This window comes from Deefgea tanakiae, assembly GCF_019665765.1.
GTDB classification, from domain to species: domain Bacteria; phylum Pseudomonadota; class Gammaproteobacteria; order Burkholderiales; family Chitinibacteraceae; genus Deefgea; species Deefgea tanakiae.
In genome coordinates this window covers 39,275-60,427 of sequence record NZ_CP081150.1, presented here as the reverse complement: position 1 = coordinate 60,427, position 21,153 = coordinate 39,275, and the positions used below count along the sequence as shown (strand labels likewise).

Annotated in this window: 22 protein-coding genes, 1 tRNA gene and 1 other RNA gene; 13 read left to right on the top strand and 11 right to left on the bottom strand. The window is 48.0% G+C overall.

Annotated features, from left to right (window positions below):
• Window positions 1-31 precede the first annotated feature (31 nt).
• Window positions 32-1,174: a hypothetical protein gene (locus tag K4H28_RS00265; RefSeq protein WP_221006290.1), complete on the top strand. Its 1,143-nt coding sequence runs from the start codon at window positions 32-34 to the stop codon at window positions 1,172-1,174.
• A 421-nt stretch (window positions 1,175-1,595) separates the two neighbouring features.
• Window positions 1,596-2,306, top strand: coding sequence for a substrate-binding periplasmic protein (locus K4H28_RS00260; protein ID WP_221006289.1), 711 nt, complete (start codon window positions 1,596-1,598; stop codon window positions 2,304-2,306).
• Window positions 2,307-2,342: 36 nt separating this feature from the next.
• Here the strand turns inward: K4H28_RS00260 and K4H28_RS00255 are convergent, their stop codons facing one another.
• On the bottom strand, window positions 2,343-3,029 hold the full coding sequence (locus K4H28_RS00255; RefSeq protein WP_221006288.1) for an SOUL family heme-binding protein: 687 nt from the start codon (window positions 3,027-3,029) through the stop codon (window positions 2,343-2,345).
• 134 nt (window positions 3,030-3,163) lie between these two features.
• Complete coding sequence (locus K4H28_RS00250) at window positions 3,164-4,627, bottom strand: amino acid permease (RefSeq protein WP_221006287.1); 1,464 nt, start codon at window positions 4,625-4,627, stop codon at window positions 3,164-3,166.
• A 206-nt stretch (window positions 4,628-4,833) separates the two neighbouring features.
• Here K4H28_RS00250 and K4H28_RS00245 point away from each other — a divergent pair, with 206 nt between their 5' ends.
• The 11 genes from K4H28_RS00245 to K4H28_RS00195 all read left to right on the top strand — a co-directional run bounded on the left by K4H28_RS00245 (window position 4,834) and on the right by K4H28_RS00195 (window position 14,075).
• Window positions 4,834-6,147, top strand: a complete 1,314-nt coding sequence (locus K4H28_RS00245) for a Na+/H+ antiporter family protein (protein WP_221006286.1) — start codon at window positions 4,834-4,836, stop codon at window positions 6,145-6,147.
• Between the two features lie 79 nt (window positions 6,148-6,226).
• Window positions 6,227-6,303: transfer RNA gene (locus K4H28_RS00240), tRNA-Met, on the top strand.
• A gap of 85 nt (window positions 6,304-6,388) precedes the next feature.
• Window positions 6,389-6,673 carry a DnaJ domain-containing protein gene (locus tag K4H28_RS00235; RefSeq protein ID WP_221006285.1) on the top strand — a complete coding sequence of 95 codons (285 nt, stop codon included), beginning with the start codon at window positions 6,389-6,391 and terminating at the stop codon, window positions 6,671-6,673.
• Complete coding sequence (locus K4H28_RS00230; RefSeq protein ID WP_221006284.1) at window positions 6,670-7,227, top strand: hypothetical protein; 558 nt, start codon at window positions 6,670-6,672, stop codon at window positions 7,225-7,227. The genes K4H28_RS00235 and K4H28_RS00230 overlap by 4 nt, the downstream gene beginning before the upstream one ends.
• 109 nt (window positions 7,228-7,336) lie before the next feature.
• Window positions 7,337-8,116, top strand: a complete 780-nt coding sequence (locus K4H28_RS00225; protein WP_221006283.1) for a hypothetical protein — start codon at window positions 7,337-7,339, stop codon at window positions 8,114-8,116.
• On the top strand, window positions 8,091-9,335 hold the full coding sequence (locus K4H28_RS00220) for a hypothetical protein (protein ID WP_221006282.1): 1,245 nt from the start codon (window positions 8,091-8,093) through the stop codon (window positions 9,333-9,335). Before K4H28_RS00225 ends, K4H28_RS00220 begins: the two co-directional genes overlap by 26 nt.
• A gap of 370 nt (window positions 9,336-9,705) precedes the next feature.
• Window positions 9,706-10,323, top strand: coding sequence for a LysE family translocator (locus K4H28_RS00215; protein WP_221006281.1), 618 nt, complete (start codon window positions 9,706-9,708; stop codon window positions 10,321-10,323).
• 16 nt (window positions 10,324-10,339) lie between these two features.
• The gene (locus tag K4H28_RS00210) at window positions 10,340-10,678 is read left to right on the top strand and encodes an FKBP-type peptidyl-prolyl cis-trans isomerase (protein ID WP_221006280.1); all 339 of its coding nucleotides are present in this window, start codon (window positions 10,340-10,342) and stop codon (window positions 10,676-10,678) included.
• 114 nt (window positions 10,679-10,792) lie between these two features.
• Window positions 10,793-11,626, top strand: a complete 834-nt coding sequence (locus K4H28_RS00205; RefSeq protein WP_221006279.1) for a sulfurtransferase — start codon at window positions 10,793-10,795, stop codon at window positions 11,624-11,626.
• Window positions 11,627-11,985: 359 nt separating this feature from the next.
• Complete coding sequence (locus K4H28_RS00200) at window positions 11,986-13,026, top strand: hypothetical protein (RefSeq protein ID WP_221006278.1); 1,041 nt, start codon at window positions 11,986-11,988, stop codon at window positions 13,024-13,026.
• Window positions 13,023-14,075, top strand: coding sequence for a DUF262 domain-containing protein (locus K4H28_RS00195; protein WP_221006277.1), 1,053 nt, complete (start codon window positions 13,023-13,025; stop codon window positions 14,073-14,075). The genes K4H28_RS00200 and K4H28_RS00195 overlap by 4 nt, the downstream gene beginning before the upstream one ends.
• A 192-nt stretch (window positions 14,076-14,267) precedes the next feature.
• Here K4H28_RS00195 and cysN read toward each other — a convergent pair whose 3' ends face one another.
• From cysN to K4H28_RS00150, 9 genes are all read right to left on the bottom strand, one after another.
• Entirely contained in the window at window positions 14,268-15,701 is a 1,434-nt protein-coding gene (gene cysN, locus K4H28_RS00190; RefSeq protein WP_221006276.1) for a sulfate adenylyltransferase subunit CysN, read from the bottom strand.
• A gap of 22 nt (window positions 15,702-15,723) precedes the next feature.
• Window positions 15,724-16,017, bottom strand: a complete 294-nt coding sequence (locus tag K4H28_RS00185) for a YciI family protein (RefSeq protein WP_221006275.1) — start codon at window positions 16,015-16,017, stop codon at window positions 15,724-15,726.
• A 17-nt stretch (window positions 16,018-16,034) separates the two neighbouring features.
• The gene (gene cysD / locus K4H28_RS00180) at window positions 16,035-16,961 is read right to left on the bottom strand and encodes a sulfate adenylyltransferase subunit CysD (protein WP_255573570.1); all 927 of its coding nucleotides are present in this window, start codon (window positions 16,959-16,961) and stop codon (window positions 16,035-16,037) included.
• 98 nt (window positions 16,962-17,059) lie between these two features.
• Window positions 17,060-17,139: non-coding RNA, sX9 sRNA (locus tag K4H28_RS00175), on the bottom strand.
• A 58-nt stretch (window positions 17,140-17,197) separates the two neighbouring features.
• Window positions 17,198-17,569 (bottom strand): ribosome silencing factor, encoded by a 372-nt coding sequence (rsfS, locus tag K4H28_RS00170; protein ID WP_221006274.1) that lies wholly within the window; start codon window positions 17,567-17,569, stop codon window positions 17,198-17,200.
• Between the two features lie 10 nt (window positions 17,570-17,579).
• The gene (gene nadD / locus K4H28_RS00165) at window positions 17,580-18,218 is read right to left on the bottom strand and encodes a nicotinate-nucleotide adenylyltransferase (protein ID WP_221006273.1); all 639 of its coding nucleotides are present in this window, start codon (window positions 18,216-18,218) and stop codon (window positions 17,580-17,582) included.
• A 12-nt stretch (window positions 18,219-18,230) separates the two neighbouring features.
• Window positions 18,231-18,506, bottom strand: a complete 276-nt coding sequence (locus tag K4H28_RS00160) for a chorismate mutase (RefSeq protein WP_221006272.1) — start codon at window positions 18,504-18,506, stop codon at window positions 18,231-18,233.
• Between the two features lie 3 nt (window positions 18,507-18,509).
• Window positions 18,510-19,766, bottom strand: coding sequence for a glutamate-5-semialdehyde dehydrogenase (locus tag K4H28_RS00155; RefSeq protein ID WP_221006271.1), 1,257 nt, complete (start codon window positions 19,764-19,766; stop codon window positions 18,510-18,512).
• A 464-nt stretch (window positions 19,767-20,230) separates the two neighbouring features.
• Window positions 20,231-21,109, bottom strand: coding sequence for a trypsin-like serine peptidase (locus tag K4H28_RS00150; protein ID WP_221006270.1), 879 nt, complete (start codon window positions 21,107-21,109; stop codon window positions 20,231-20,233).
• Between the last annotated feature and the right edge of the window lie 44 nt (window positions 21,110-21,153).

Genomic DNA, 21,153 nt, shown 5'->3' with positions numbered 1-21,153 from the left:
TGACTCAACCTCCACTCAGACGCAAAATCCAATGCCCAAAGTCTATTATTTCCTGCGTTTCTTTTTACTTTATATCTTATTGCTAGGCACGGCGCAGGCCGCTTTGGGCGATAAAGACGGCAGCGAGCCAAGCAATCTGGCCGTATTTGGGCAGCAATTGCGACAAGATGGCTATGACCTTGAATTGCTGATCAGCTTTGGCACGTCCAAAGGCGGCTCTGCAGGTCATTTGGCGCTCAATATACCCGATCACGCGACGCAGCAAGAATCGGTGTATTCCGCCAATTTTTACGCCGACCGCGACGCCAAACACCAAGACGATTTTTATACGCAGGATTTGATTTTAAAAATCCCTAAACAAGAATATCTATTCAAATCAAAATCATCGTTGTCCGATTTAGCGTCGTTTGGCTTGGATTTTGGAGAAATTTACAAACGCTCAGTGATTGGCATTCGTGTGTATGGCGTTCCTAGCGACGAAATCCACGCGACTCAGGCTTATCTTGCGCAGATGAATGTGGATTTTCATGCCAAAGTGAAAAAGACCGAATACCATCGCGATGAGATTAAATATGGTTATTTAGATCTCAATTGCGCCAAAACCATAGCCTCAGCGTTTAAATATGGAGCCAAATACAAAGACGTCAAAATTGAAAAACCGTCGCTTTTCAAATGGTCAACTGTCGCCAGCGCGCTCAATAGCAATTTACCAACCGAAATGGCGATGAAACTGATCAAAGCATGGGATCAACGCGGCTACCGAATCGATACCGTACTCTATAAAAAATATGAATTTTCTAGCTATATTGATCCGCACGAGGAGGAAAAAATCGCCTTTAAAGATTTACCCGACCGCTTTCCCTCGGTGCTCTCGCGCGATTTTTTAAACTCACAAGGCCAATACCAAGACATCGACAATCTCTACGCGATGTATTTGCTCTATAACTTGGGCCGCTACAGTATTCAAATTAAGCCAGAAACACAGTTGCTCGAAATCGAAACCAGCAAAACCCCGATGCCTTTTACTGCTGCCAGCAAATTGGCAAAAAAAGACGCCAAATCAGATCGCGATCGCTTCCGCCGCAAAATCCCATTTTTACCCAGTGGCTTGCAAATGGGCGAAACGCCAAATAATCGGCATTTATATCACTACCCTAGCGATGGGCCACATTAGCACCCCAAATAAACGAGAATGGGTTTACTGAACCAGTATTTCTAGCATGCGAAAATTGGCAGAACGATGTCGCACAAGGACTTAGACAAGCTACCCAGCAAGTCATGCAATCGGGCTTACTGCCACCGCGATTAAATCAATACGGTTTAAAGTAATTTAAACTTAAAAAATATTGATGTATTTTACTGCAGGTCAATCTATAAAAGATCTAGAAGGCAATACATCGAACAACTATTCAGACACTAAACAGAACAATCGACTCATGAAACAAATCTATCACTGCTTGCGCTACCGCTCATCTTCCACCACAATCCGCCCTCCCCAGCAAATCGAGTTTTACACCACATCCGCTCGGCATCCCTACTAGCCATCCAAGGCAGACTAAACTAGATTAAGTGCACGCCGACAAAGGAACACCAAGATGCTCAAACGATGGGCTGGATTACTGCTGATATTGGGCGCGTGCCATCTTCAAGCCGCGCCGCTGCAGGTTTCTTTTCCTGAAATCATCCCACTGAGTTTCATCACACCCGATGGGCAAAAATTAGGTTTGTATGTCGACTTGATGACGGCGATTGGTCAAGAGGCAGGCATTGAGCTGCAATTGAACATCACACCGTTTGCCCGCAGCGTGAATATGGTGAATCACAGCAAGGTCGATTTGGCAGTTCACAACACCAAAGCGGTACACACCTCTCAACTGCGTAATTTGGGCGTACTGCATATGACGGATTTGGTGCTGTGGCCCAGCCCAAGCAGCGCATTAAGTAATAAATCGCAATTAAACGAGCAAATTGTGGGTCGTCTGCGGGGTGGCTGTCGGCGCGTCATCGATTCACAAAACATACAGTTTTACGATATTAATGATTACAACCAAGGGGTACGAATGCTGGCGGCTCAGCGCATCGACTTGCTGTGTGGCAGCCGCGAGGCGATTTTATTTGCTATTCGTCGCAATGCACTACCCGCACTCGAAACCGGTCTGCCTTTGCGCTTAGAGCAAATGCAGGTCGCCTTATTAGCACGTAAAGACCTGCCCAAATCACAGCTTGATCGCCTGCAACGAGCGACCCAAAAAATCATGAAATCAGGATTGCCGCAGCAGCTAGCATCGCGCTACGGCTTGAAATAGACGGCCACTCCAGCGACAAGCAGTGGCCAACGACTTTTATTCGACTTCAAACATCACTTCATTACGACGTAAAACAGGCAAAGTCCACGGCGGATTGTAGCGCGCCAATTGTGGGCTGCCGACGGCCTTTAGATTTTGGCTCGCCATCCAGGCGCGCAACTCATCAATCCGTTTTTGCGTCCCCGCTTCAGTATTAAAGCCAGAGTACTTTAAAACAGCCCACGTTTTAGCAGGTAGCTCACGAATGACGACGGCCGGATTATTGGGCTTGGGGAGCGTTGCTAGCGTATAGCTACTTGGCATCACAAAATGAACGCGCCATTGCTGCGCGCCTTGCAGGGCAGGAATATCACTTGGTGCAGATGCGTTTGAAGGCGCCAAAACCACGGGCGCGGTCATCGCTATTTTTTGTGCACTCGCTTTCACGGGTGTCAAAGTTACGGGCACCGTCATCGCTATTTTTTCTGAGCCTTCTTCGCTACTCAGGTTTACTGCGACGTTGTTACCAAAGATAAAATCAGCAATGGCGCGAAAGCCTTGGCCAGAAGCCGTATCCATATCGCCTGCCACTTCGACCTCGGCCACGAGGATGGCTGGGTATCGCCGTAATTCGAAGTTATTATTTTGAGAAATGACTTCGAACTTTGGTTCTTCAGTAGCCATAGCTGGCGCTCCCACCAGCCCAAAGGCCAGCATTAGAATGAGTTGAATTGGCTGTTTCACGATTGAATCCTTTGCGTATTGTTCAATACAAGGAAATCACAGGGTTCAGTCTGCACATGCTATGTATATGACCATAGCCATCGCTTTTACAAGTCCAAAGGGCAATACGTCTACTCATTCTAATGGCTAAAAAATCAATCCCGCTGACTATCCAAATCCATTTGCTCGTAACGAATAAATTTTGTTTTATTGCGGAAGCGATAGCTCAACCAAATGACAAAAAACAGCGGAATACCGATATAGGTAGCAGCGACACTCGCCCAATCAATCGTGCCAGCCATAAAGGCTTGGTAGTTTTGCCCCAGCATAATCACCATACACAGCGCAAATGCAAACATCGGCCCGAAAGGATAAAACTTGGAGCGATACGGCAAATCGCTCAAATCACGCCCTTGCATCACATAGGCTTTACGGAAGCGATAATGGCAGATGGCAATGCCCAACCAAGCAATAAAACCGGTCATCCCTGATGTGCTCAGTAGCCACAAATAAACCGTTTTTTCACCAAAGATAGAAGCTAAAAAGCACAGCATCCCCACGACAGTCGTCGCATACAGCGCATTGCGCGGCACGCCGTTGGCGGACAACTTGGCGAACATTTTTGGTGCTTTACCCTCTGTAGCCAAGGAATACAGCATCCGGCTTGATGCATACATACCCGAGTTACCCGCCGATAAAATCGCAGTTAAAATCACCGCGTTCATCACGCTAGCAGCAAAGGCGATCCCCGCATTTTGAAACACCAAGGTAAATGGACTCACGCCGACATTGGCCAAATCGCTTTTGAGCAAATTCGGGTCGGTATACGGAATCAACATGCCGATCACGAAAATTGCCAATACATAAAACAACAAAATCCGCCAAAACACCTGCTTAATCGCCTTTGGGATATTTTTTTGCGGGTTTTCAGACTCGCCCGCAGCAATCCCGACCAGCTCAGTACCTTGGAACGAGAACCCTGCAATCATTGCCACGCCCAGCATGGCCGGAAATCCGCCGACAAACGGCGCCTCACCCGCAGTAAAGTTTTCAAAACCAACGCTATGGCTACCACCCAAAATGCCGAAAATCATCAACACACCAGTGACGATAAAAATCACCACGGTAATGACTTTAATTAAAGAGAACCAAAATTCAGCTTCACCAAAGCCCTTCACCGACAGGTAATTGAGCGAAAACATAATCGCCAAAAACAAGGCACTCCACATCATGCCTGAGCTTTCTGGGAACCAAAATTTCATCACCATACTGGCTGCGGCCAATTCAACGGCAATGGTCACCGCCCAGTTGTACCAATAATTCCAGCCTAATGCGAAACCAAAACCCGGCTCAACAAACTTAGCGCCGTAAGTCGAAAACGAGCCAGAAACCGGCATATAGGCTGCCATCTCGGCCAAACTGGTCATTAAGAAATAAACCATCAAACCGATAACGGCATAAGCCAGCAAAGCACCGCCAGCGCCAGCTTGGGCCACGGTCGCGCCCGAGGCAACAAATAAACCAGTACCAATCGAACCGCCAATCGCAATCATCGATAGATGGCGAGCGCGCAAATTTCGCTTCAAATGTGGAGCCGCGTTAGCTACAGGGGCTGTCATGAAAATCCTTTGGAATACACCGTAATGGGGCGGTCAATCACATGCGAACCACCCAAGGGGATGAAATCCTAACAGTTTCGCAACAAGTCCAACACCCAGAAAATCCCATATACAGATATTACACAATGCGACAATTCATGATTTACCTCTAAACAGATCAACGCTGTAGCGCGTAAAGTAGCTGTTTTAATTGCCAGAATATCGCCATGAATGCCGTTTTAATTGCCGTGACCTTGATGCTAGCGCTGTCGCTCAGCCGAATTCATGTCGTCATTAGTATCTTGATCAGCGCCGTGATCGGTGGATTGTGTGGCGGCTTAACGCTGGCGAAAACCATTGCTGCATTTAATGGTGGCTTGGGTGGCGGCGCGGGGATTGCCTTATCGTACGCACTATTAGGTGCTTTTGCTTTGGCACTAGCTGAGTCGGGCTTGCCTCACGCGATGGCTGATGGCTTGACCAAACTCAGTCAAAAAAGCAGCAATAGCCAGCGCGTTAAATGGGGTATTTTGCTCGCTGTATTGGCGGTATCGATTTCATCGCAAAATTTATTGCCAATTCACATCGCATTTATCCCGCTGCTGATTCCGCCGCTACTTTATACATTGGCCAAATACAAGCTCGATCGCCGCGCCCTCGCCTGCGTGATGACCTTTGGTTTAATCACGCCGTATATGCTGTTTCCCGTTGGTTTTGGTGAAATCTTCTTAAAACAAATTCTACTCGGCAGTATCGCAAAATCAGGCCTAGATGCCAGCCAAGTGAATGTGATGCATGCCATGGCTTTGCCTGCACTGGGCATGATGATTGGCCTACTCACCGCCGTCTTTGTGACTTACCGTAAACCACGGCAATACAATATCGACGCACTCAAAGCCGTTGAGCGCGAAGACATTCGTTACTCCTTGCGCTCGATCAGCGTAGCCATCACCGCCATGGTGGTGACTTTTATTGTGCAACTCTTAGCCGACTCGATGCTGCTCGGCGCCTTGGCTGGTTTTGCCATTTGCGTCGTGGGTGGCGCAGTGCCTTGGCGCAATGCTGATAGCGTATTTAGCGAAGGCATGAAAATGATGGCTGGCATTGGCCTGATTATGATTGCGGCCTCGGGCTTTGCCGAAGTGCTCAAAGCCACGGGTGATGTAGCAAGCTTAGTCGAACAATCAGCAGGTTGGATTGGCAATAGCAAAGCGCTGGCTGCATTCTTGATGCTCTTGGTCGGCCTGATCGTGACGCTCGGTATTGGTTCGTCATTTTCTACCGTACCGATTTTGGCGACCATTTATGTGCCGCTGGCGATGAAACTGGGCTTTAGCCCCGAAGCCATTGTGTGTTTGGTCGGCACTGCAGGCGCATTGGGCGACGCAGGCTCACCGGCCTCAGATTCGACACTAGGGCCAACGGCAGGTTTGAATATCGATGGGCAGCATAATCATATGTGGGATACCGTCGTGCCGACTTTCTTGCATTACAACTTACCGCTAATGGCATTTGGCTGGGTCGCGGTGATGGTTTTATAATTAAATTGCAATTTATCGGTGAGTTTTGCAAAAAGCACTTGCCAAGTACAAATTGTTCGGTGATAATCATGCCTCTCTTGGCTATGTAGCTCAGTTGGTTAGAGCACAGCACTCATAATGCTGGGGTCGCAGGTTCGAGTCCCGCCATAGCCACCAAGATAAAGTAAAAAGCCCGCATCGCAAGATGTGGGCTTTTTGCTTGGTATCCAGCAAGGCAACCATCTTCAAATCGGGGATCAGCATGTCTTTACACGATCACTACGCGAAATTAGGCGTCCAGCCCAACGCCAGCATCGACGCAATCAAAGCGGCCTATCGTCGCAACGCGACCAAATATCACCCAGACCGCAATGCCGCGCCCGATGCCCCCGCGCGATTTCGTGAAATCCAAGCAGCCTACGATGTTCTGTCTGACGCCGAGCGACGCAAAGCCTATGATGATTATCGACAACGCAGCTTGATTGATAATCCACTCGAAGTCGCCCAAGAAATTGCCGCTAAATATTTACAAGGTGTATTGCAATGAACGTATCGTCTTTTTTTGCTGAATTGATGTCGGTCTACGACGCCGAACTCGAAGACCTGATGAGTGACTCGGAAGGCAAACCGGCACTCAAAAAGCGTTTAGCCGAAAAACGCCAACAGTTTTCGCACCTATTGCCGATGATTGAGTTCAGCCCAGAAATGGTCGCCGTGGTTTTTTACAATGCGTTTAGCTTTACGTCGCCCGCGATGATGAAAGCGATTGTATCGAGCGAGCCCGATGGTGATGACTTCATCCCTTGGGATCAATTACAAGAAAACCTCAGCATTGCCGATTGGGCGCAGGAACTCGTCGCTGCAGCACGGGATGCCGATGGTGGCGATGTGTTTTTGGTGGTGTCGGCCGCTTTAGAATACCTCCGCCTCAAAGGCTCGCATCACAGCGCACACGCTGCAGCCACACCCATCGAAGAAGAAGACGACGATCGCGATGTTTACAATTCGGACGATGATGGTGGCGATATGAGCGACCTTGATTCTTCTGGCTCGTCTTGGCTTGAAGAGCAAGGCTTTGAAACACGCGACCCCGACAATTAATTAGCATGAGTATATTGCTGCAGCTATTAATTAACAAAGCACAGCAATAGATACATCCAATTTTGCATTATTACGCACAGCAAACCCAATCAAACATTAAGGACTGATTATGCATCCAGCAGTTATCAATGCCTCACAACTGATTACCGTCGGCGACATTACTGGCGCCGAAAAAGTGTTGTCCGACATCGCCGATCAACACGGCGATACGGCTTTGATGCAAATTTTGGATGAAGTCGCCCCCAAAGATTTACTCGCCATCATGCGCGAATACGATTCGGCCAAGCAATCTTTGCTGAGCATGATGGTGACGCCCGAGCAATTTGCTCGTGCCGTGGTGCTCGACAAACAATACGGCGAGCGCAATAAAGACAAAATGCGCGGCATGATTAATGCCGTCATTTACAAAGACCCAGACCTAACGGGCGACTACCTCGAAGCGATGTTTGAGCAAGACGGTGGCACGGAAACGATGGCCGACTATTTTTACGGTCGCCTCGAAGAAGTGTTTAATTTTGTCATGCACGCCAGCAACACCACCGACCCGCTGCCGTTTTTATCGGACGATGGCAGCAGCACCAGTGATGAAATCCGCGAATTTTTTGCCGTATTTCATTCGCTCGAACACATTCAAGACAAAACCAACTGGAGCTACACCCGCTCTGAAGTCGCCGACAATGACTGGAAAGAAACCATCTGGATTTTATTCCATGAACAAACCGACTTTTTCGAACACATCATTGGTGAGCTGCAAGGCCGCGTTTTAGCGCACGCGATGCGCGCCGAGCGCCGTAGCAAACCGATTAGCGACAGCGCGATTGAAAGCTTGCTCGCCGCGATTTCCGGCGGCAGTGACAAAACCGATGAAGCCGAAGAGTCCGCAATTTAATATGACGAATATGAGCAATCCCGCAACGAGTATTGCCGCCTTTGACCAACGCCGATTTTTTGATAAAGCACTCAGTTTTGGCGTGGCGCAAGGCATTATCAGCGCCGAAAAACTGACCACCATCGAAGCCGACTTGGCCAAAGGCATGGTGCAAATCGCCAATTATTTTGGCACTGCCTATTTGCGCCCTGATTTAGAGCTATCAGTGATTCGGATGACCAATCTGATTAGCCTCTATCTTGAAGATCACGCGCAGGGTGATTTGCAAGTCGCCGCGCAATCGCTACAACGCAACACGCTACTGTCGCACTCAAAAAACGGCGCGGATATGCTGCGCCGCCTGCATGCGATGCCTCGCGATACGCTGCTACTGAAAGACGGCGCAGCCTCGCAAGAAGAACAGCAATCGTTTTTAAATGAAATGAGTGGTGAAGAGCGAATCTCTTGGCCGCAATACCAAGCAGATCTCGCGCGCGGCCAAGCCTTGAAAGACAAAATCGAACTCGGCTTTTGGCTCGCCAAGAAACTACGCCTCGGTAACGAAGACATTTGCGATGCAGAGCAACTCATCGCCAGCGTGATGCTATTGATTTTAGCGCCCGACGGCAAAGTAAAGCTTCCTAGCCGCAAAGAATTCAATCTATTGATCAAAGCCGCCAAGGCCAAAAAGACGGTCTACAACCCTGATCGATTTGAACTCTTTTTTAGCGATGCGCCCATCTTGATTAAACGCACCGCGCACGCAGAAATGGAACATTTCCTCGCGCACGAACTACCGAAAATTCGCAGTAATAGCTTTAACCTAGAAAGCTTCTTTTTGGACGGCGGCATCAACGAGATCAGCGATTACGATGCTGCAATTGCCAAAAACTGGCAACGCATTAGCCAAGATGGCGACAACGCGGTGATTGCCACGCTGTTTTTACTTGTGGCAACCGAGCAACCGATCAAATCAACGATGCTCAAGCGCGAAGCCACTGCGATGGTGAAAGCGTTGCGAGAAAAAGGCCTCAATTCAGCGCTAGTCGCCGAGTTCATTGAAAATCATGTTCCAGTTGAGCTGCGCGAAGAACTGACCGACTTTTGGGAAAACGACCTCAAAGAAGACGCCGACACCGCGCTCGCCAACAAAGACCCTGAGTTCCCCGATGAATACATGGAGCGCGCGTTTAAGTATTTGCTGAAAAATTGCAGCACAACTTGGAAAGGCCGCAGTTAATAGTTTAAGTACCTGCGGCGTGGCGTCGCTTTGCCGCTTGCGGCTTAGTAAAACCCGCACCCTTAGGGTGCACGCTGTTTTACAGTCGCAGTCCGCGACGAGGACTTACTTCTCTTGCTTCGCCAAGAGAAGTAAGCAAGAGAAGGCGACCCGGGCGCGCATCGGTCCCCGATGCCCTCGGTCAGTCGTGAGCCAAACGATGAACCTGTTTGTCTCTCTCCCTCTCTCGGTGCGCTTGAACGGGATTTCAAGCCCCAGCCCAACCATCGCGGCTTAGCATCAGCCTTCAATTTGAATAAACTTAATAGTAGATGTATTGCCTTGCAGGCTTTAGCTATCAAACCTAGTAAAGCAATACATAGAGACAAATATGTCACTCGAAATCTGGCTGGCCTTTATAGTTGCAACCAGTTTTATCTCGGCCACACCGGGGCCGAATATGTTGTTGATGCTCAGCCATGGCGCACGTTATGGTTGGCGCGCGACCACGGCCACAATGAGCGGTGCGATCCTTGGCCTTGCGCTGTTGCTGGGTTTATCGGCGCTGGGCGTGAGCAGTGTGCTGGCTGCATCGCCGCTGCTGTTTATGGCGCTCAAAATCGCGGGCGCGTTGTACCTGATTTATTTGGGCTATCAGTGCTGGTATGCGGGTAGCAAGCTTTCACTGCCTAGTGGAAATGCAAATACCACTGCCTCTCGATTTAAAACAGGTTTAGCCGTTGCGCTTTCCAACCCCAAAGCGATCCTCTTTGCCGCTGCCTTTTTGCCGCAATTTCTCACGCCCAATGCACCGCAAGCGCCACAATGGCTGATTTTATTAAGCAGCTTTTTTATCATCGAAATCACTTGGCAACTGGCCTACGCTTTAGGCGGCATGTCGCTGGCGCGCTGGCTAGAAAGTGGGCGACGAATTCAAATATTTAATCGCTGCTGTGCGCTGGCCTTTTTTGCCGTTGGCGCGGCGCTCGCGCTGGCTAAAATCCATTAATTCACGGGTAAACAACATGATGAATGAACTGATTATCGAAGACCTCGTCATTGGCGAAGGCAAAGCTGCCGTCAAAGGCGCGCTGATTACCACGCATTACACCGGCACCTTGCTGGACGGCACCGTATTTGATTCATCGCACCGGAAAAGCAAACCCTTCCAATGCGTCATCGGCACTGGCCGTGTGATTAAAGGCTGGGACATCGGCATCATGGGCATGTGCGTTGGCGGCAAACGCAAGCTATCCGTTCCCGCGCATCTAGCCTATGGCGAGCGCCAAATTGGCGAGCACATTACGCCAAATTCTGATCTGTATTTTGAAATTGAACTGCTAGAAGTGTTGACGCGGGATTAAGAATTCGTGGCCGATTTGTTGCCTTTTCGCGAACAAATCGGGCGCAATCTCATCACCAGCCGCCGACTAAGCTATGCTTTGCCACCTAAATAACATTTAAATGTGGCGAACTGTATGCATCCTGTAATCAATGTGGCGCAACTGCAAGCGCTGATGGCCGACCCTGCTTTAGTGATTGTGGATTGTCGCCACGACTTAGCCAATCCAGCAGCAGGGCGCGCCGCCTATACGGAGAGCCACATTCCGAATGCGCGCTTTTTGCATCTCGACGAGGATTTGTCGGGTGAGAAACTCGGTCACAATGGCCGCCATCCCCTACCCGACCCAGCGCAGCTCGCCGCACGAGTAGGCCAACTTGGCATTTCTGAGAGCAGTAAAATCGTCGCCTACGACGCCAGCGGCGGCCCATTTGCCGCGAGGCTGTGGTGGCTCTTGCGCTGGCTCGGCTGCGATAGCGTGCAAGTGCTTAATGGCGGTTGGCCTGCATGGCTTGCGGCCCAAGCCCCCGTTGAAACGACAACGCCAATGTGGCCTGCCAGCACCTTCAACACCCAGCTACGGCCTGAGCTACATGTCCGCACTGACGATGTACTCGCCAATTTAGCCTCCGCGCAATTTGAAATTGTTGATGCGCGCAGTGCCGAGCGCTTTATCGGCATCGGCGAAACGCTCGACCCCGTAGCAGGCCATATTCCTGGCGCAATTAATCGCTTTTTCATGCTCAATTTAGCCGATGGCCACTTCAAATCGGTAATGCAGTTACGCCAAGAATGGCTGCAACTCTTGGGCGACCGCACGCCAGCGCAATGGGTGCATCAATGCGGCAGCGGCGTCACCGCTTGCCATAATCTACTCGCGCTCGAAGTCGCGGGCTTAAGCGGCGGGCGTTTGTATCCGGGCTCATGGAGCGAGTGGTGCAGCGATCCAGCGCGACCGATGCTGTGTTGATGGCGAGTTTAAATAAGTGCCTACGGCACGCTATTTTGGAGTCGCAATCCGCGACGGGGACTTACTTTCTTTGCTTCGTCAAAGAAAGACGCCCCTATATCTGCACCGACTTCGTCGGCTTGATATTGAGGGATTTTAAAAGCTGCAGCCCGACGAATGCGGCATAATATCGACATAAAATGAATAGCGCTATTAAATACGTCTAAATAGGATTTCAACGAGCACAATGAATTGAGATAAATAAATCGCAAGCATGCACAGAAACGGACCGATTCGTTCACTCAACAGAACTCAACATTATTGGGTTGCACGCGGTATTTTTATACTAATAAAATACACGTATGACCAATAGGATTTCAATGTCTAAAAACAAGAAAATTTGTATAGTCTTAGGAAATGGTTTCACGATTGATTTTTTCAATCACATATCAGAATCCATGAAGGATATTTGGAATGATGTTGATGTTTCAAATTTATTTTCTCACGGTTCTAATTTAAAATGGCCATCTAACAATAACCCTGGATTTTTATCTAAAAAATACACTCCTCATCTTTGGGATCTCGGTGCTCGTCCATATTTAGATAAAAATGAAACAATGAATTTGATTGAAAAAATTGTAACCAGCGTTAACGTATACGCACTCAAAGGTAAAAATGACATTAACAATGAGCAGAAATACTTGTTAGCCTACAAAGAACTTACATCTTATTTGAAATATTTATTTATCCATTTCAATAGCAAAGTAGTAAAAATACCTGACGAAATTAAAGATTGGGCCTGGGCTATATTTTTTTCCACTTTAAGTAACTCGCCGGACATTGAAGAAGTAATTATAGTAACTTACAACTACGACATATGGCTTGAAAGAATACTAAAGCATTTGAATATTAAGTTTGAACTACCACCAATAAAAAAAGAAAGTAAAAATTGCAAATTTAAAATATTCAAACCACATGGATCGATTAGCTTCAAATACAAGCAAGACCTGCCACTATCTAGCTTTAACATCAATTATTCAGAGCTAAAATCTGAGTGTTCATCTATTGATATAAAAGTAAAATATGAAGATCTATGCACAAACAACCCTATTATTTTTTTAATCCCGCCTGCTGGTGATGTCAACAGAACAAAAGATGGCTGGAATGCTAGTTTACGCCAAATCTATGAACCAAAGATCAGGCAGTTCACAAAAAATGACTTAATGATCATTTCCGGAATTTCTTACTGGCATGTTGACAGAGCCGAAATAGACAGCATTTTGATTTCTCCATCAAGTGATATGGACCTAATAAACATAAATCCATCAATGGATAAATATTTTGAGTCAGTAATAAATAGTCTTTTTAAAAATTACATCCATTTTGATTCAAGCAAAGCATTAAAGGAATTAGTGTTATGAGTGTACGATTAAAACGAAAATCAAATACTGTTACCATCTCATCTCTAAATGAATGGCGAACACTAAACAAACTAAATATGGATCCGAAATACCAAAGAAAGAGTGTATGGGGCACAGAGCAACAATCGTTACTAATTGATAGTATTTTAAAAAACATCCCTATCCCTCCTATTTTTTTGCGGGAGCACATTGACAATAAAGGAGTCACTTCCTTTGAAGTAATTGATGGAAAACAAAGACTAACATCAATTTTTAAGTTCATTGATAACAAACTAACTACAGCTGACGACGATGATGATGCTTTATATTCTCCTGAGTTAGCTGGCTTGAAGATATCAGATTTAGAATCTGATAATTTCGAGGACATTCTAAGAGAGTTTTGGGGATATCCAGTACCTATTGAATATGTTTATACAAAAGATGACAAAACTGTTGAAAAAATATTTGATCGTTTAAATAGAAGTGGAGAAAAACTAAATGGGCAAGAACTTAGAAATGCAAAGTACTACGATTCTAAACTCGTTCAATTAGCATATAAATTTGCAAGAAGTTCTTTCTGGGAGAATGAATTAGACGTTACAAATAGAAACAGAATGGAGGACATTGAATTAGTTTCAGAGTTTATTTTTCTGATAATAGAAAATGGCGAACTAGCTTCATCGCCGAAAGTTTTAGACAGTCTTTATCAAAAATACGCAAATAGCGAAGAGATCCACTGGGAAGACATTGAATCTAAGATTCGTAAAACTTCTGATTTCTTCATCGAAATGGAAGTTGATTTTTCAGAATTTAATATCTCTGGAGTGAGTCACTTATATGGCTTATGGGCTTTTTCATATTATTGCATTCAACATGAAATAAAACCTAAAGATGTGAAAAATAAGCTTCATAAGTTCTATGGTGAATACATGAACTCTAACTTTGAGCACGACCCCTCATTAGCAAGTTATAAATCGAGCATGATGAATGCCACTAAAGGCAAAGCACAAAGAAAGAAACGAAGAAATGCATTAGTACAATATTGCCTAAATGGAATTAAAATAAAATAGCTTTTTATTTTACGATTAGCATCGTAGGTCGGGCTAAATAGAATGCAGCCTTACGTTTACCGCTATTGCTGGGCTTCGCAAGTGCAGCACCAACCTACAGAAACGCCAGCAGGCTGCATATATTTTGCACGACATTGTTCACACAAAAAAACCCGCCTCATCAGCGGGTTTTTTCTTTTGGATAAGGCCAAATTACTTCAGCAAATCCAATACGTCTTTGGCGCCCCAATGTGGGAAGTGTTTACGAACCAGCGCGTTCAAATCGGCTTCGAATGCGCGTAGACGAGTCAATTCATCCACTTCGGTCGCAGCTACGGCAGCGGCTGGTGCGTGGATCATGCCGGCGGCGGAAGTGGCATTGGTCAAACGATCGATAATGATCAAATTGCCCGTGCCACGGCATTCGCGGTAGGTGTCGAATGCAATTGGTGCGGTCAAATCAATGCGAACCAAACCAATTTCATTGAGCTTGAGTTCTTGCACGTTCAGATGATCGAGACTATTCACGTCGATACGATACTGGATAGAGGTAACACGACCAAAGCATTGTTTACCGCCGAGCTTGACCATATACTCCTTGCCAACCACTAGCGGAGCTTCGTTCATCCACACCAAATGCGCGTCAAATGCACTGCCGACATGCGGCTGCGCATCTTGTGCGCGAACGATCATATCGCCACGGGAAATATCGATTTCATCTTCTAGCGTCAAGGTGATCGCTTGACCAGAAAACGCTGCAGGCTGCTCACCTTCAAACGCAACGATCGCTTTCACTTTCGATTTTTTGCCGGATGGTAGCGCAATGATTTCGTCGCCGGGCAACACGTGACCTGCTGCAATCGTGCCGCAGAAACCACGGAAGTCGAGGTTCGGGCGATTCACGTATTGCACTGGCAAACGGAATGCATCGAGCTTGGCGTGTTTATTGATTTGCACGCTTTCCAGCAAGCCCATCAAAGTTTGCCCTTCGTACCATGGCGTTTTGTCGGATTCATTCACGACGTTATCGCCGCGCAGTGCCGACAATGGCACAAATTCGATGTCTTCAATCGCCAAGTCTTTAGCGAAATCCAAATATTGCGCACGGATTTCGTTGTAACGCGCTTCCGAGAACTCAACCAAGTCCATCTTGTTCACCGCAACGATCACTTGCTTAATACCCAGCAGCGACACGATAAAGCTGTGGCGACGCGTTTGCGTTTGCACGCCGTAACGCGCGTCGATCAAGATAATTGCGAGGTCAGACGTTGAAGCACCGGTCGCCATATTGCGCGTGTATTGCTCGTGGCCTGGGCAATCGGCGATGATGAATTTGCGTTTTTCAGTACTGAAATAACGGTAGGCCACGTCAATCGTAATGCCCTGCTCGCGCTCAGCTTGCAAGCCATCAACGAGCAACGCCAAGTCGATTTCTTGGTCTGTCGTGTTAAACTTTTGACTGTCTTTTTGAATCGCCGCAAGGTGATCTTCAAAAATCAGTTTTGAGTCGTGCAGCAAGCGACCGATCAAAGTCGATTTACCGTCATCCACATTGCCGCAAGTAATAAAGCGCAGCATGTCTTTGTTTTCGTGTTGCTTCAAATACGCCAAGATATCGCTGGCGATCAGTTCTGATTGATTTGACATATTTAGTCCAATTATTTCCGTTTCAGCTAAGGAAAGTACGCAGTTCAGTCGCGCTCATCGTCGGTACAAACTCGACAATTTCATATTGCGCCACGCCTGCGATTGCAAATGGGTCTTGCTGCACAATGGCTTCGATTGCTGCTTTTGATTCTGCGCGGGCCAGAATCACCCCGCCCGTTCGCGGCTCTTTGCGCCCCGATAGCAGAAAATGGCCTGCCTCATAGTGCGCGTCTAAAAAAGCCTTATGCTGAGATATCAGTGCATCCACTTCAGTCAGTGGTCGCACATAATTCAACAACAAAACAAAAGTCGCCATTGCGCTAACTCACCACTTTAGAAATAACCTTCCATTTTTTTCTTTTCCATCGAGCCTGATGAATCATGGTCAATGGCGCGGCCTTGGCGCTCAGAAGTCGTCGCCAACAACATTTCCTGAATCACTTCAGGCAACGTCGTTGCACGCGACTCAACGGCACCGGTCAATGGATAACAGCCCAAGGTACGGAAACGCACCCATTTCTTGCTGATCGTCGCTTTTTGCTCTGGCGTCAGATATTGCAAAATACGCTCGTCGTCGATCATGATCAGCGAGCCGTTGTACTCAACCACTTCGCGCTCTTCCGACAAATACAATGGCACAATCTCAATGTTTTCCATGAAGATGTATTGCCAGATGTCCAGCTCAGTCCAGTTTGAAATCGGGAAAACGCGGATAGATTCGCCTTTGTCCACTTTCGAGTTGTAGATGTTCCACAGCTCTGGACGTTGATTTTTTGGATCCCAGCGATGGTTTTTATCGCGGAATGAATACACGCGCTCTTTGGCACGCGATTTTTCTTCGTCACGACGTGCGCCGCCGAAAGCCGCGTCAAAACCGTATTTGTTCAAAGCTTGTTTCAAGCCTTCGGTTTTCATCACGTCGGTGTGCTTAGCTGAACCTGCGGTAAACGGATTGATGCCGGCAGCCACACCTTCTTCATTGACGTGGCGAATCAAATTCCAACCGTCAGCGATTTGTTTATCGCGCAGCTTGTACATTTCTTGGAATTTCCAAGTCGTGTCAACGTGCATCAACGGAAACGGTGGTTTGCCCGGCGCAAAGGCTTTTTTGGCCAAATGCAGCATCACGGCAGAGTCTTTACCAATCGAATATAACATAACTGGATTTTCAAATTCGGCAGCCACTTCACGGATGATGTGGATGGATTCGGCTTCAAGCTGCTTTAAGTGCGTAAGCCGTGCTTCGGACAAGGTATTCATGGCGTCTACGTGTTAGGTGGAATAAGTGAACTGTACGGAATAATAAGCAAATAAAAAAGACTATTTGCTTATATGAATATAATGAGAATAGCGATGGCGCCTAGCACTTTAAAAGCAGCGAGCGCCCGTCAGCGTAGTGAGGCCGGAACGGAGGAACCGGAGTGTACGAGAAGTACATGAGGCGTCTTCAATTATCGAGTACCGCCCGCGCTACGATCACGGGATGCGCAGCGCTTTTAAACGGCTGACCAAGCTTTTCCGAGTGGATTGAAGGTTGGTTTTTGACCTCCCCACAATTGCTCAAGATCGTAATAATCGCGAACCGCTGGCAACATCACGTGAACCACCAAGCTACCTGCATCCACCAAAACCCAATCGCCAGTCTCTTCGCCTTCGGTACTCAGAATTTCGTAGCCTTTGGCTTTCAGTTCAACTGCGACGTTATTCGCTAGCGCGCGAACTTGACGGTTTGATTCGCCAGTTGCCACGATCATGCAGTCAAACAAATCAGTGAGTGTTTTGGTATCCAAAACTTGGATTTCTTTTGCTTTAATATCTTCAAGCGCCAAAACGGCGATGTCACGCATTGCGTCGACGTATTCTGTCATTGTATTTCCTTCAAAAACGGTAAAGCCCACTCTGGCCAAGGAGACCGGACACGGGGGTGAGCGCTGAAACATCTTCCCCACGTGACAATAGATCACGCACTTGTGTCGACGATACAGGCAGCAGCGGGCTGGATAATAGGCTGATTTTACCCTGAGACAGTGTATTGGTGTTGGCTATTACGTGCCGCTGAGCAAATTCTTCTGCTAAATCAGGGCTTAAGCGCGAATTTTCCGCTTCAATCGCGTATTCTGGCCGCGCAGCAATCAATAAATGCCCCAAATCCAATAATTCACGCCAGCGATGCCAAGTCGGCAAATTGTGCCAAGAATCAGCACCAATCAACCAAACCAGCAGTGCTTGCGGATTTTCAGCTTGGATTTCGCGCAAGGTATCAAAGGTATAGCAGAAACCATCACGGCGCACTTCTCGATCGTCGGCGACCAAGCCCTTCTCGCCGACCAAAGCCGCCTCCACCCACGCCAAACGCTGCGCGGGTGACACGGGCGGCATAGGGCGATGCGGCGGTAAACCCGTTGGAATCAGCCGCACTTCATCCAATTGCAATTGATCGCGCATACAACGCGCCAACTCAAGATGACCATAATGAATTGGATCAAACGTACCGCCGAAAATGCCGATTTTTTGCATATCAGAATGGGGTTAGCATTGCTTATGTTGCGCGACGACTTCATCCAAAATCAATCGCTGCACTCGTAAAGCAAACTCGGCATTGAGACCGGCATCGGCAATCAATTTTGCTGTTTTTTCAAGCTGTTGCGCTTCGCGCGCTACGTCTTGCGCAGGAAGTTGAAATTTCTTTTTCAACTCCCCCACTTGCGCGGTGACTTTAAATCGCTCGGCCAACACGCTAAATAGCTGTTGGTCGAGCGCATCGATTTGCTCGCGCAGCGCGAGTAATTCAGCAGGAACGGTCATCGCTTAAGCACGAATCTCGCCGTCACCAAACACAATCCATTTCTCGCTAGTCAGCCCTTCCAATCCCACTGGGCCACGCGCGTGGATTTTGTCGGTTGAGATGCCGATCTCCGCACCCAAACCATATTCAAAACCATCGGCAAAACGCGTTGAGGCGTTAATCATCACTGAGGCTGAATCGACTTCACGCAGGAATTGGCGTGATTTGGTGTAGTTTTCAGTAACGATCGCATCCGTATGGTGACTGCCATAAGTGTTGATGTGATCCATCGCTTGATCCAAATCGCTCACGATGCGAATTGAGATAATTGGTGCCAAGTATTCTGTGCGCCAATCTTCTTCCGTCGCTGCAATCGCATCTGGCAAAATCGCTTGCGTTGCTGCACAGCCACGCATCTCAACACCTTTTTCCCGGTAGATAGCTGCAATTTGCGGCAAGATTGTCGCTGCAATTTGCTCGTTCACGAGCAGCGTTTCCATCGTATTGCACGGTGCGTAGCGATGCGTTTTGGCGTTGTCGGCAATGCGAACGGCTTTGAGTGGATCAGCCTCGTTATCGATATAGACGTGGCAAATACCGTCCAGATGCTTAATCACTGGCACGCGTGCGTCGCGGCTAATTCGTTCGATCAAGCCTTTGCCGCCACGTGGGATAATCACGTCGACAAATTCATTCATCGTAATCAACTCACCGACCGCAGCACGATCTGGTGTTTCGATAATTTGTACCGCACTGGCTGGCAAGCCCGCAGTCGACAAGCCTTCTTTAACGCAAGCGGCAATCGCTTGATTGCAATTAAACGCTTCACGGCCTCCGCGCAGAATCGTTGCGTTGCCGGATTTAATACAGAGGCCAGCCGCGTCCGCCGTCACGTTTGGCCGCGCTTCATAAATAATCCCGATTACGCCGAGTGGCACGCGCATTTTTCCGACTTGAATCCCGCTAGGACGATATTTGAAATCACCCATTTCGCCGACTGGATCTGGCAAAGCGACCATTTCACGCAGACCTTGCGCCATAGTCGCGATGGTTTTTTCCGTCAATTGCAAACGGTCGAGCATCGCTGGCTCCAAACCATCGGCGCGCGCTTGATCCATATCTTTTTGATTGGCGGCCAATAGCAAAGTCGCGTCACGCTCAATTGCATCTGCAATCGCGTTAAGTGCGGCATTTTTCGCGCCCGTATTGGCTTTGGCCATCAGGCGGCTGGCGGCGCGGGCATTGCGGCCCACGTCTTGCATGTATTGTTTGATATCCATTTGGCTTTCCTCTTCAGCGCCAGCATCACAATTGGCGCGACTGAATCGATTGATGGCTTTATTGTATCTGCAACACAGCCCGCTGTGTAAGGCATACCGCTGGACAGCAATTGCGAGCCAACGTAACGAGGCTTTGTTCAGATTACGTGTTGATGGTTTTAAGTGCCTGCGGCACATTGTTTTACAGTCGCAATCCGCGACGGGGACTCACTTTTCTTGCTTCGCCAAGAAAAGTAAGCAAAAGAAGGCGACCCGAGCGCGCATCGGTCCCCGATGCCCTCGATCGATCGTGAGCCAAACGATAAAACTGCTTGTCTCTCTCCCTCATTCGGTGCGCTAAGACGGGATTTTTAAGCCCCAGCCCAACGAGCGCGGCACAGCATCAACACCAAATCTGAACATCGCCCGCAATAAATAGGTATTTCAATATAGCCATTATCCTATAATAGCTAGAAGGCAATACATCAAGGCTTAGCAGGCAATTGCAATACGGTCACACCGACGTTATCGGCTTTTTTACGGTTAAACCAATCCGGTGCTGAGCTTTGCACGCCAATCAACAGCGGGCCGTTAGGCGTAGTCAGCCAAATCGGCGAGCCCGAATCACCGGACAAAGTATCGCAGCGATGGTACATCGTGTTGTTACTGCGAAACTCACTCAAGGTGCAGCCCAAATGCGCAGTCAAGATTGCATCATGATCTTCGGCAAAACCACCTTGGTTGAGCAACATCTTGGCCGATTGAAATTCGGCATCTAGTTCAGCACGGCCGCCTTGAAACAGTGGCATAGGCTTAGGCGCAACGCCTTCAACGAGTTTGAGTTTCAACCACGCAATATCGTGCTCGGCCGCTTGCGGCAAGATATAGACATCTTCACCTTTGTATTGCAAACCTTGCTTAAACGCTGGATGAAATACTTGGTCGATAATTTGGTACTTCGCCTGATATTGGCCTTGATTAAACCCCGCCATAAACCACTGCCCTACATCTGCGCGTTTGGCCTCCATCATAAAACAATGCGCTGCCGTCACCGCCAAATCAGGCGCAACGAGTGTAGCAGTACAGGTGTAATCATTTTTGGTGCGCAGTTGACCAATCGCTGCAAACGGTGCGGGATAAGGAGCGGGTACGACAACGCGATCATCCCGCCCAAAAAACAAAGCGATTCGCTGAGCGGTCACTTCTGCCTCTTCGGCTAGAGCAAGGCTAGCGGCACTCTCCATCGCTACGATGGGCTTCGCTGGCGGCGTGTTTTGGCTAAATGCCAAACTGATCGCCCCCAGCAAAGTGAGGGCGCTCAGACCCAAGCCCAGTGATACGGCTAATTTTTCTTCAAATGTCATTCATCAACTCAATCAGCAAAATGCAAAAAAGGACGCCGAGGCGC